At 36.6% G+C, this 12,158-nt stretch carries 15 protein-coding genes; 8 read left to right on the forward strand and 7 right to left on the reverse strand.

Features of this window, described 5'->3' with window-relative positions:
• Window positions 1–315: 315 nt before the first annotated feature.
• The gene (gene bla / locus R3333_RS07425) at window positions 316–1,044 is read right to left on the reverse strand and encodes a subclass B1 metallo-beta-lactamase (RefSeq protein WP_318958154.1); all 729 of its coding nucleotides are present in this window, start codon (window positions 1,042–1,044) and stop codon (window positions 316–318) included.
• A 1-nt stretch (window position 1,045) separates the two neighbouring features.
• Window positions 1,046–2,041: a type I glyceraldehyde-3-phosphate dehydrogenase gene (gene gap / locus R3333_RS07430; protein ID WP_318958155.1), complete on the reverse strand. Its 996-nt coding sequence runs from the start codon at window positions 2,039–2,041 to the stop codon at window positions 1,046–1,048.
• 126 nt (window positions 2,042–2,167) lie between these two features.
• Between gap and R3333_RS07435 the strand changes: the two genes are divergently transcribed.
• On the forward strand, window positions 2,168–3,112 hold the full coding sequence (locus R3333_RS07435) for an SPFH domain-containing protein (protein WP_318958156.1): 945 nt from the start codon (window positions 2,168–2,170) through the stop codon (window positions 3,110–3,112).
• A 63-nt stretch (window positions 3,113–3,175) separates the two neighbouring features.
• On the forward strand, window positions 3,176–3,604 hold the full coding sequence (locus tag R3333_RS07440) for a hypothetical protein (RefSeq protein ID WP_318958157.1): 429 nt from the start codon (window positions 3,176–3,178) through the stop codon (window positions 3,602–3,604).
• Here the strand turns inward: R3333_RS07440 and dinB are convergent.
• Entirely contained in the window at window positions 3,590–4,663 is a 1,074-nt protein-coding gene (gene dinB / locus R3333_RS07445; protein ID WP_318958158.1) for a DNA polymerase IV, read from the reverse strand. The genes R3333_RS07440 and dinB overlap by 15 nt on opposite strands.
• 90 nt (window positions 4,664–4,753) lie before the next feature.
• A complete protein-coding gene (locus R3333_RS07450; RefSeq protein WP_318958159.1) occupies window positions 4,754–5,212 on the reverse strand; it encodes a hypothetical protein in 459 nt (152 codons plus the stop codon).
• Window positions 5,213–5,344: 132 nt separating this feature from the next.
• On the opposite strand from R3333_RS07450, the gene R3333_RS07455 reads away from it, so the two are divergent.
• Window positions 5,345–6,460 (forward strand): T9SS type A sorting domain-containing protein, encoded by a 1,116-nt coding sequence (locus tag R3333_RS07455; RefSeq protein WP_318958160.1) that lies wholly within the window; start codon window positions 5,345–5,347, stop codon window positions 6,458–6,460.
• Here R3333_RS07455 and R3333_RS07460 read toward each other — a convergent pair.
• Window positions 6,435–6,683: a hypothetical protein gene (locus tag R3333_RS07460; RefSeq protein ID WP_318958161.1), complete on the reverse strand. Its 249-nt coding sequence runs from the start codon at window positions 6,681–6,683 to the stop codon at window positions 6,435–6,437. The genes R3333_RS07455 and R3333_RS07460 overlap by 26 nt on opposite strands.
• A 16-nt stretch (window positions 6,684–6,699) precedes the next feature.
• On the opposite strand from R3333_RS07460, the gene R3333_RS07465 reads away from it, so the two are divergent.
• The 3 genes from R3333_RS07465 to R3333_RS07475 are packed head-to-tail and all read left to right on the forward strand — an operon-like array spanning window position 6,700 to window position 8,929.
• Window positions 6,700–7,326 (forward strand): tetratricopeptide repeat protein, encoded by a 627-nt coding sequence (locus tag R3333_RS07465; protein WP_318958162.1) that lies wholly within the window; start codon window positions 6,700–6,702, stop codon window positions 7,324–7,326.
• 1 nt (window position 7,327) lies between these two features.
• Window positions 7,328–7,972, forward strand: coding sequence for an endonuclease III (gene nth, locus R3333_RS07470; protein ID WP_318958163.1), 645 nt, complete (start codon window positions 7,328–7,330; stop codon window positions 7,970–7,972).
• Window positions 7,973–8,008: 36 nt separating this feature from the next.
• Entirely contained in the window at window positions 8,009–8,929 is a 921-nt protein-coding gene (locus R3333_RS07475) for a DUF58 domain-containing protein (protein WP_318958164.1), read from the forward strand.
• Between the two features lie 2 nt (window positions 8,930–8,931).
• On the opposite strand, the gene R3333_RS07480 is transcribed toward R3333_RS07475, so the two are convergent.
• Window positions 8,932–9,381, reverse strand: a complete 450-nt coding sequence (locus tag R3333_RS07480) for a DUF2147 domain-containing protein (protein WP_318958165.1) — start codon at window positions 9,379–9,381, stop codon at window positions 8,932–8,934.
• 170 nt (window positions 9,382–9,551) lie between these two features.
• Here R3333_RS07480 and R3333_RS07485 point away from each other — a divergent pair, with 170 nt between their 5' ends.
• Complete coding sequence (locus tag R3333_RS07485; protein ID WP_318958168.1) at window positions 9,552–10,442, forward strand: 3-hydroxybutyryl-CoA dehydrogenase; 891 nt, start codon at window positions 9,552–9,554, stop codon at window positions 10,440–10,442.
• Window positions 10,443–10,512: 70 nt separating this feature from the next.
• On the opposite strand, the gene R3333_RS07490 is transcribed toward R3333_RS07485, so the two are convergent.
• Entirely contained in the window at window positions 10,513–11,229 is a 717-nt protein-coding gene (locus tag R3333_RS07490; RefSeq protein ID WP_318958166.1) for a DUF3575 domain-containing protein, read from the reverse strand.
• A gap of 158 nt (window positions 11,230–11,387) precedes the next feature.
• On the opposite strand from R3333_RS07490, the gene R3333_RS07495 reads away from it, so the two are divergent.
• A partial coding sequence (locus R3333_RS07495) for a DPP IV N-terminal domain-containing protein (RefSeq protein ID WP_318958167.1) occupies window positions 11,388–12,158 on the forward strand: 771 nt, incomplete at its 3' end.

The following is a 12,158-nucleotide window of genomic DNA, read 5'->3' on the forward strand; positions in this document are numbered from 1 at the left end:
GATGATTAGACAAAACTATGTTCACTAAATATCAAAGCATGCTCAGAGATTCCTTCAGCATCACTTTATCTTTGTACAATTGAATAATTATATTCTTGAATCGTTGAATCAAAAATCTTTGAATATCATTTCTATTTGGCAAACGGCCGGGCTGTACTTACAAGTTTACTTTAAAAGGTCAATTCTTCCTAAGCTCTCAAAGGCTTCTAGGGTCGCCTTTAACAGCCAAGCATCATTCCCCTTTTCTGCGCAAACTTTTCATACCATCCCTGTTTGAGGTTCGTTAGAAAAATGAATTTCGCATACTTCTACCTCCTACTGGGCAAAAAGCGCTCGGGTATATTCCAACAATTCCTTCCCTCCATCTTTACCATGACCTGGGATAATATGCTCTACATCCGGGAATTTTTGTTGTACCTTTTTTATGGTTTGCGACCAATCCTCAACACGAGCATCCACTAAATTACCTTTACCAGCACCCAAGCATTTTACCAAACATCCTCCAAACAAAGCTTTAGATGTTGGATAGTATACTACGGTATTATCCACCGTATGACCTGCTCCCAAATGATAAAGTTCAACATCATGCATCCCTACTGATATACGCAAAGAATCTTTAAAGTGATGTCGAGGAACTTCAACTCCATTCTTTTCGGCCAACGCAGCAGTAAGGTGAAAACTGTAAGATGGAATATTTCTTTCGTGAAAGTACTTTAGTCCTCCTAAACAATCTTCATGAAAATGAGTAACCACCACCGCCTTGATTTTAGCCTTTAATATGTTCTGTACATAATGCATTAAATCATGAGACGCTTCGTCGTTCGTTGGGGTATCTATAATTATTGCTTCTCCCTTTTCAACAACAACCATCCCATTGCAGCCTACTTTACCAAAACTCTCTGTTTCTAAAAAACTTAAATGTCTGTAGGTATTAGGTGCAACTTCCACTACATTTAAAATTACAGTAGTGTTGTCTAAATTTTGTGGTTGAATACCACAAGCAAAACACAGGGGTACTAATAACACCAACCAAGCCGCTTTCATACTAGGCTATTTTTTGAATTAGATCAACCAAACGGTTAGAGTAGCCCGCCTCGTTATCGTACCAGCCTACTATTTTTATCATGTTTCCAACTACAGAAGTCAACAAACTATCAAATACACAACTGTGTGGATTACCTAATATATCTGTAGAAACAATTGGATCTTCTATATAACTTAAAATCCCCTTTAATTCTCCCTCACTTGCCTTTTTAAACGCTGCATTAATAGCGGCTACACTCGGAGGGTTAGCTTTTACATTAATGGTTAGATCCGTCAAAGATCCATCTGGAACTGGAACGCGGATTCCACACCCCCCCATGTGTCCCTCTAATTCTGGAAATATTTTGGTCAATGCTTTAGCTGCACCTGTGGTTGTAGGCACGATTGACTGTGCTGCAGCTCGGGCTCTACGTAAATCGGCGTGAGGAGCATCGTGTAAACGTTGGTCTGTGGTATAACTGTGAACAGTTGTGATATAGGCACTTTCAATTTCACACAATTCCTTAATCACCTTTATCATAGGCGCGGCAGAATTCGTAGTACAAGATGCATTAGAAAGTACTACTTCTGCTCCATCTATTAATTCATCATTTACACCTAAAACAATTGTTTTCACATCTTCTCCTTTCGCGGGTGCACTTATGATTACCTTTTGGGCTCCCCCTATCAAATGTTGAGATGCTAATTCTTTTGTCCTAAAAATCCCTGTTGACTCCACCACCAATTCTGCACCCATTTCTTTCCAAGGAATTTGAGCGGGATCTTTATGTTGGGTAAAAGTGATTTGTTTGCCATTTTCAAAAACCAAACGCTGCCCCTCTACCTTAAAGGAATGCTTCAAACCTCTATGTACACTATCGTACTTAAGTAAATGCGCCAACGTCTCTATATCGGCCAAATCATTTACTTGTACAAGGTTAATATCGTCTCTGTCTAAAATTAATCGGGTTAAATAACGACCAATTCTTCCAAAACCATTAATTCCAATATTTATCATTCTGTATATGTGTCTTTACCTAGTTCGTCATTAAAATTAGCCTCTCGTAAAATTGTGCTAATATTTTTGACATTAATTCCATTATTATCCAAATTTAATCTTTACATTTAGAAAAAACATTAAATCATGGTACAAACAGACTTAATTTTCAATGCTGCCATAATCGCCATTATTGCTGGGCTGATTTTCAAAAGTATTGTCATTGTAAAAGAACAAACCTCAGCGGTCATAGAACGCTTAGGAAAATTCAATAAAATATGTGATTCAGGGTTACATTTCATTATACCCTTTATTGATAGAAAGGTAGATATCGTAAACCTCAGGGTACAACAATTAGATGTTGGGGTAGAAACAAAAACAATGGATGATGTATTCGTCAATTTAAAGGTTTCTGTACAGTTTAAAGTCACAAGAGAGAAAGTTAGAGATGCTTACTACTCTTTAGACAATGCCAGAGGTCAGATTGCATCTTATGTATTTGATGACGTTAGAGCTGAGGTACCTAAATTAGAATTAGACGACGTCTTTGCAAAAAAAGACGATATAGCTAAAGCCGTACGTATTAACATCGCCGAAATCATGGAGGAATTCGGATACACGATTATTAAAACATTGATTACCGACATAGACCCCGACCACAAAGTGAAAGAATCTATGAACCGTATTAATGCGGCAAAAAGAGACAAAGAAGCTGCCATGGAAGTAGCAGCGGGTAGAAAAATTACAATTATTGCCGAGGCAGAAGCAGAAGCAGAGTCGAAAAGACTTTCTGGTGAAGGTATTGCTCGTCAACGTTTAGAAATAGTGAGAGGATTCAAAGAATCTGTAGAAGATTTCCAAAAAACCTTGAAAAATGTTTCGCACGAAGAAGTAATGCAATTTGTATTGTTAACACAGTATTTTGACACCATCAACAACGTAGGTTCTAACTCTAAAAACACGTCTATTTTGATTCCTCACTCGCCTGGAGCGATGCAAGATTTTCAAAATCAAATCATTCAAGGAACATTTATTGGAGAAAAACTCAATGAGTTCACAGACGACGATGATGATCAAAAAGACAATGATTAATAGTTCTCTGCCGGTCTTTGAAAGATCGGCAGTTTTTCTTCCCAATTTTCAAGTATACACGGCATGCTTAAATCTTTATTCATAGGTCTTCTAACCCTTCTTATCCTCTGGGTACCTGCTTATTTCCTGGACTATAAAATCACACAAGAAATTCAAATCCCCATCAAATGGTTACTCATCATAGTAGGTGCTTTATTGTTAGAGCGTTTCTTAAAATACATGATGTTTTATCCTTTTAAATTCTTTGGATTGCACAACAGTAAGAATGTAATCGTACAACAGCTCTTGAACTTTTCATTCAGTGCTGCTTACATTTCCCTATGGCTAGCTGTAGGCATCACCCCTATCAATGCTGTGGTGCAGGGTAAGGTTCCAGAAAAAATCTTTTCCAATTCAGACTTTTTGATCAGCGCATTGTTTTTCACCCTTTATGCTGTTCTCTTTTCCTTTCTTTGGATCCTTTTTAATCGGAATAAATCAGAGCAAGCTTAACTGCACAACCTCTTCTTTTTTCGCTTCACCATCATCATTGAAATTTGATATGGCAACCCCTAATAAACGCAAAGGCATTTTTCTATCGTAATTATCAACGATCAATTGCAACGCCAAATTCCAGATTTCATTTTTTGTAATCAATTCTTTATTTCCAGTGTAAGCACGGGTCAATTGGGAAAAATCTGCAAATTTTAGTTTAATGGACAGTGTATATCCCTTTTTCTCAGATTTCTCATAGCGTTTCCAAAGGGCGTCTACTACCTTTTTCAATTGAAATTCTATTTCATCTCTTTCTAAAATGTTCTCACTAAGTGTTCGTTCGGCCCCTATACTTTTACGCTCTCTATGTGCCTTTACAGGTCTATGATCTATTCCTCTGGCGATATGATAAAAGAAATGTCCTGCCTTTCCAAAATAGGTACTTAACTCTTGTTCACTGAATTTTAATAAATCCTTTCCATGATATATACCTAGTTCTTTCATTTTTTGAGCAGTTACCTTCCCAACTCCAAAGAATTTATCTACCGATAACTCCTCAACGAAAGCAGCTCCCTCTTCAGGTGAAATTACAAAGAGTCCATCAGGTTTGTCCTGATCAGAGGCAATTTTCGCTAAAAACTTATTGTAAGAAACGCCTGCAGATGCCACCAAACCCATGGCTTCATAAATATCATTTTTTATCGCTTTGGCGATAAAAGTTGCAGATTGCATAGGATGATTGGATACATCTAGAAAAGCTTCATCTAAAGCCAAAGGTTCTATCAATTCCGTGTAGCGTTGAAAAATCGAACGTATTTCCTCACTAGCTGCCTTATATTTATCGAAATGTGGTGGTACAAAAACGAGATCAGGACAAAGGCGTGCAGCCTTCATAGAACTCATCGCAGATTTCACACCAAACCTGCGCGCTTCATAGCTTGCAGCAGCAATTACACCGCGCTCAGCATTTCCACCAACAGCAACGGGTTTACCGCGTAAATCAGGATTATCACGTTGCTCAATAGACGCATAAAATGCATCCATATCTACGTGTATTATTTTTCTAAAATCAGCCATTACCAGGGTACAAAAATAAGAGAAAGGTGGAAGTAAAACTCCCACCTTTCAATGATTCCTGCGGTTTTAAGGCCGCGCTATATTTAGATTTTAATCTAAAGCGACATTTTTGTGTTCCCGCTTATAATTTTTCCAATACTGCATCAATGAAAAAGCTACGATCGCTGAGGAGGCCATTCCCTCCAAGAATAACACGAGTACTACACGCATACCTGTCAAATCTTTACCGAATAAAAAACTTCCTTCCAAAACTTGCGGAAATTCGGGAGATATGAAGGTGGTGTATACTAACATGCTCGCACAACTTAAAAAAACAGCTGTAGCTGAAGCACCAAATGCAGTGCGGAGATTGTAGAGGTACCCAACTTTGTCATCTTCTATGAAGTTTCGTACGATTAATTTATTTACGAAATAAATCACAAACACAAAATTGACTAATCTCAACTCACTTATATCCTCTAGATTAAATACTTTCATTAGAGCAAAAAAAGCAACTATACTGAGGTAAATATAGAGGCCATATCTAAACGTAAAGTTTCGTTTCTTCATAGTCCTTTTCTTTTTTTGATTACCCTTCAATTTACGACTTTATTAACTGATTTACAAAATTTTATTTCCACATTTTGAGTTTTGAAAAGTGAATAACAAGAATTATGTAACTTTAGAAAAAAAATGAACCCTATGCAAAAAGCTATCCTACTTCTTGTATGTGTATTTAGTATGTGTACACTTAAGGCACAACAATTTTCAGATACCTTAATGGTAAATGGAGTTGAACGCCATTTCATCACCTATTTACCCGTCAATTTTGACCCGCAAACAGAATCTTTACCACTTGTTATTGTTTATCATGGTTTGGGCATGAATAATGAAACCTTAACGTTTGCAGGATTTAATGCCATAGCAGATACAGCCAGAGTGGTTCTTATGTATCCTCGAGGACGAACCAATAGTTTAGGACAAACGGGATGGAACAATGAAACAGGTCTTTCACCTACAGCTGACGATATCTATTTCACGAATTTAATGATAGATACAGCCCTGTTTATGTACAACATAGATTTAACCAAAGTATACGCAGCAGGGGTATCTATGGGAAGTATAATGAGTTATAAATTAGCTTGTGATTTGAACGACAGGTTTGCGGCTATTGGATGTATTTTTGGACCTATGGCCACCAGCGTAATGGCAAACTGTAATCCTAACTACTCTACCCCTGTTATTCATTTCCACGGTACCGCAGATGGAACTGTTCCCTACGATAGTAATCCACTTCCAACCTTGAGTCTTGCTACGGAGACAATTGCGTGGTGGGAATCAGAGAAAACCTGTAATGGAAGCAAAGATTCTACGCGCATTGCAGATAGTGCAAATGATGGACTAACAACAGATAGGTTTGTATACAACGGTTGTACGGCAGATGGATCTTTAGAACACTGGAGAACAAATGGTGGAGATCACGATTTCTATATACAACCCGTCAACGACTTCAACCACTTTATTGAGACATGGAATTTTTTACGCAAATGGCAGCATCCCAACCCAAGAAATACAGTTCATACAGCAGACCTAGAAAGTCAGAAGATAAATATCTACCCTAACCCTAGCTCTGGAAGTATAGCTTTAACAGGGACAGGAGAAAAGTTCGAGGTAAAAATATTTGATCTCAAAGGTCAACTTGTACTACAAGCTAAAGACCGTAAAAACATCAATGTAGAACAATTGAATGCAGGAGTTTATCAAATTGTAATTGAAAGTAATGCAACCAGAACTACTCAGCGATTTGTTGTTCAATAAGCTTAAAATCATCAGCAGTTACGGGATGATAAAGATCATTTGTAGCTAACATATCATTAAGGCGCAGTATTTCGAAATATTGCGCCGCTTTTATTTCATAGCGAAACCACTTCTCTCCGACTTGTTGTAATTCAATAAATTCCTTACTACTCGTTATTTTGTAATATGACTTACCATTAAACAGTCTTCGATATTGCGGAAAGTCCTTAACTTTGTGATCCATAAAACGAAGATAGAAAATGTTTGTCAACGCGAATCATAAAAAAGCTCAGGAATTCATAGATGCTAAAGAATTAGACAAAGCCTTAAAACACTTTGCTAAAGCTCTGGAAGAACATCCAAACAATGCACAAATCATCAATGATAGAGCTGTATTATATATTCACTTGCAACAGGAGCATTTGGCAATGAAGGATTTTGATCTTGCCATTGAACTTGATCCAAAATACAGTTACCGTTACGCTTCACGCGCTTATGCAAGAGATTTCTTCGGAGATACTGATGGAGCTATTGCAGACTATCAAATTGCTGTTGAATTGGACCCTCAAGATGCCGTGGCCAACAACAATTTGGGCATTTTATTAGAGAAAAAAGGATACAAAGAAAAAGCCGACAAACATTTTGCTAAGGCCGATAAGGTAGCAAAACACGAAAAGCAATTTGAAGAGTTAATGGCACAAGAAGAGGCCGAAATGAATCAAAATGCTCCTGCTCCAAAACCTGAAAATGGAGTAAAAATTCAACCTAAAAAAATTGAGAAAGAAAAGGAATTGACCAAGGGTAAATTTCTTTCGAGAATCCTCACAGATAAAAGCACGTTTAAAGAATTTGTTAGTTTTATCAAAAACGGATTTAAGGTAAAATAACATGACAAGAAAAGAGAAAGCTGAATTTGTAGTTGAAGAATTAGAAAAATTATATCCAGAAACTCCAGTTCCCTTAGATCATACAGACGAATACACCTTGTTAATAGCTGTACTTTTGTCTGCCCAATGCACCGATGAACGCGTTAATCAGATTACTCCAAAACTATTTGCAAAAGCCAATAACCCCGCTGATATGGTAAAGTTGGATGTTGAGGAAATTCGAGAAATCATCAAACCTTGTGGTTTATCTCCGCGCAAGTCCAAAGCTATCTATGACCTTTCTCACATCTTGTTAGACAAACACCAAGGAACCGTTCCGCAGAGTTTTGAAGCTTTGGAAGAATTACCGGGTGTTGGACATAAAACAGCGAGTGTGGTAATGGCCCAGGCATTCGGTGTTCCTGCCTTTCCGGTTGACACGCACATCCATAGATTAATGTACAGATGGGGATTAACCAATGGTAAAAATGTAGATCAAACAGAGAAAGACGCCAAGAAGATTTTTCCTAAAGAATTGTGGAACAAATTACACCTTCAAATCATTTTTTACGGAAGAGAATATTCTCCGGCTAGATCACCAAAATTAGATAAGGACTACATTACCGTGGCTATTGGAAGAAAATCTGTCTTAAAAGATTATAAATAATCAACATCCCCCCTCTTTTTTCTTATCTTGGTCCTTATGGCAACAAGGATTAAAAGAGAAGACTTAGTACAGTTCGGTAATTTAGAGTTATTGGCCAAACAAGTGGTTGAAGGCTTCATTACGGGGCTTCACAAAAGTCCTTTTCACGGTTTCTCTGTAGAATTTGCCGAACATAGACTTTACAATAAAGGAGAATCTACGCGTCATATTGATTGGAAATTATATGCGAGAAGCGAAAAGCTTTTCACCAAAAAATACGAGGAGGAAACAAACCTTAGGTGCCAGATTGTTTTAGACTGTTCCAGTTCTATGCAATTCCCTTTAGAGGAGGAAATGAACAAAATGCATTACGCCGTATATGCTATCGCTTCATTGATTGAATTATTAAAAAAACAAAGAGATGCTGTTGGATTAAGTTTAATGAAAGAAGATTTAACGCTTCATACCGCTGCAAAATCCTCACTGCGTCATCATAAATTTTTGTACGCGGAATTAGAAAAAGAACTACACAACTTCAATAAGGATAAAGGAACTTCTACAGATGCCAGTGCTTTGCTGCATGACATTGCCGAATTAACCCACAAAAGAAGCTTGATCATCTTATTCTCTGACTTCTTAGATGATCCTGAAAAAGTGGACGATTACTTTGCAGCCATCCAACATTTAAAACACAACAAACACGAGGTCATCATTTTCCAAGTGGTAGATGAAAAAAGAGAATTGAATTTCGATTTAGACAATAAACCTCACGTACTCATTGATATGGAAACAGGTGAGAAAATGAAACTTCAACCCAACCAGATTAAAGAGGCTTACGCAGATCAATCGAAGAAATACTTTGATGCTATTAAACTAAAAAGTCAACAATATGCTGTTGACTTTATAACTATTGATATACATGATGATTTACAAAGCGTTTTAACACAGTACATGATAAAACGCAGTAAACTCTATTAATTTTATTCAGGAAGTCTTACCCAAATTTGAGTTCTGTAAAAGAATCCTAGGTATCCTCTTACCATCAAACGGTTAGAATTATCCTCATTTAACCACATTGCGCAATCATAAATCTTCCCGTTCTCCGGGTCGCAAATGGTTCCATCTTCGTATTCATCATCATCTTTTTCCATGTCACGAATAATCTCTAATCCCACCAAAGGCTCTCCTTTTCTGTCGTCAGTACATTTATCGCACTTTGGGTTGGGACCTCTTCCCTCTCTAGGATAAAGTTTTACAATTTTACCGTAAACTTTCCCATCTCTCTCAAAAATCTCTACTACAGACTTCTTTTTATTGGTTTCGTCATCAATAGTAATCCATTTTCCAAAAATGGTAGGAGACGTAGTAGTAGATTTCGTTGTAGCTCCCATGAGAAGCACACAACTAAAAACAAGCAATAAACTCTTCATATAATTCTGTTTTAATTAAGGTTTAACCCTTACAAGTTATTTATTTTTTCACAATTCAAAAACATCTGCATGCATAAAAACAAAAATCTTACCGTATTTATAAAGACGTGAGTTCCTTGGGATATTAGAAAAGTACTTTTAATTTTACGACACCAAAAAATTATAAGATGATAAAAAATGTTGCAGTAATTGGTGCAGGAACAATGGGGAATGGAATTGCCCACGTTTTTGCTCAATGTGGATATAAAGTTTCTTTGATTGATATTTCAGAAAAGAGTTTAGAGAAAGGTGTTGCTACGATCACTAAGAATTTAGATCGTATGGTGGCAAAAGAAAAAATCTCTGCTGATGATAAAGCAAACACTTTAAACAACATCACTACTTTCACTTCTACGGAAGACGGTGTTAAAGATGTTCAATTAGTAGTTGAAGCAGCTACTGAGAATGTTGATTTAAAATTGAAAATCTTTAAGAATTTAAGTGAAGTAACTGCTGATGATGTAATTCTTGCAACCAACACATCTTCTATTTCTATTACTAAAATAGCTGCCGTTACAAATAGAGCAGACAAAGTAATAGGAATGCATTTCATGAACCCAGTTCCTGTAATGAAATTGGTAGAGATTATTAGAGGTTACTCTACATCTGATGAAGTATGTAACTTGATTATGGAAACTTCTAAGAACTTAAACAAGGTTCCTGTAGAAGTAAACGACTACCCTGGATTCGTTGCTAACAGAATTTTGATGCCTATGATTAATGAGGCGATCATTACTTTACATGAAGGTGTTGCAGGTGTTGAAGAAATTGATACCGTAATGAAATTAGGCATGGCTCATCCTATGGGACCCTTGCAATTGGCTGACTTTATCGGATTGGATGTATGTCTTGCAATTATGGAAGTATTGTACGAAGGATTCGGAAATCCAAAATATGCTCCATGTCCATTATTAGTTAACATGGTTACTGCAGGTAAATTAGGTGTGAAATCTGGAGAAGGATTCTACAGCTGGACGCACGGTACTAAAGATTTGATTGTTGCGGATAACTTTAAGAAGTAAACACAATTCAAAACATATAAAAAGGGCGTCTAAGTTTTAGACGCCCTTTTTTGTATCCGTTCAAATTATTTTAAAGTGATGACCAACCAATACCAAATCTTAGTCCGGCATTAATTTGCATAGAAGGGAAATTAGAACTACTTGTTACCCATTCACTAGTTCCTTGACCTGATCCATCATAGAAATACGTTGAATACGCTGAATTTTCATTTATTTGAGCTAAGCCCATACCTATGAAATAATCGATAGACAGTGTTTTAGAAACCCAGTGCTGATATCCCACATTAAAGGTGTAATACATTCTTGTTTCATTCCCCAAAAAAGGATCGGGTGTGATTTGTCCCTCAAACTGAGGCGCATGATATTCTGTGTTAAAGTGTTTTACCCCAACCGCAGGCATAATATAGAATTGATTCAATGCAGACAAATCTCTTAGAGGATAATATCTGAAGCCAAGTTCTGCAGATACTCCCAGTTTCCCAACTTCTCCACCGTACTGAGAACTAAATCTTCCTGACCAAATGTTACTAACGTTCGGACCGGCAGTTATCTCAAAAGACGATTTATCGCCTATCACGTGTTCATAGGAAAAACGCATTTCTCCGTTTAACTGATTTAATAAATCAAATTTAATCACATTCATGTGCTCTACTTCGATTCTTTCGGATGGTGGAGTTTTAAAAAATCTCGACTTTTTGTTCACTACATAAACCTTTTCGGTTTGAGCATAAGCGGAAACAGCCGAAATGATTAATCCTCCTAATAGGATTAAGGCTTTCTTTTTCATGGTTTTAAATTTTATTAGTTCAATTTACGAAAATTGAATTACAAGTCATGTGCCAAAAATGTTAAATCTTCGTTTCTTTTTTAATTCAATTGACGAAACCTGTGTAACATAGCTATTCAGAAGATTTAATTATTTTCGCAAAAGACACATTTTAGACAATGAAGAACATTTTATTAGTAGCAATTTTATCAGTAGCGACACTAGGAAGTACGCTCGCTCAATCCAAAAAATTGGATGTAAAAACCATCTGGAAAGATTACGAATTTGTAGAAAATAGCGTTGCAGGTTTTCGTTCTACCAATGATGGTGAGCACTACACTCAATTCAAACAAGAAGGAAAAATAAAATCTATCTATAAATATTCCTTTACAGACGAAAAGAAAGAAGAATTAATTGTAGATGGAAGTACATTGTTCTTCAGAGGTGAAGTATTGAAAATTGACAATTACTTTTTCAATTCAGATGAAAGTAAAATGTTATTTACTACAGAAACGAGAAAAAAATACAGACGTTCATTTGATGCCTTATATTATGTGTATGATTTAAACACGAAGGAGCTTGCACCTTTGGACGAAGAACATTACCCTCAAACCTTAGCAGAATACTCTCCTGACGGTAGCAAAGTGGCATACGTAAGTGAAAACAACTTATTCATCAAAGATTTAGAATCTGGTAACATCAAGCAAGTAACAAAAGATGGGAAGATCAATGAAATTATCAATGGGACTACCGATTGGGTAAATGAAGAAGAATTTGCCTTAACCAAAGGTTTCCAATGGTCTCCCGACGGAAGTAACATCGCATATTTAAAATTTGACGAAACTGATGTTAAGGAATTTACTATGCAGTGGTACAAGGACCTTTACCCAACACCATACACCTATAAATATCCTAAAACCGGAGAAGACAACAGTAAAATCACTTTGCAC

This window comes from Lishizhenia sp., from assembly GCF_033720595.1.
GTDB lineage: Bacteria > Bacteroidota > Bacteroidia > Flavobacteriales_D > Crocinitomicaceae > Lishizhenia.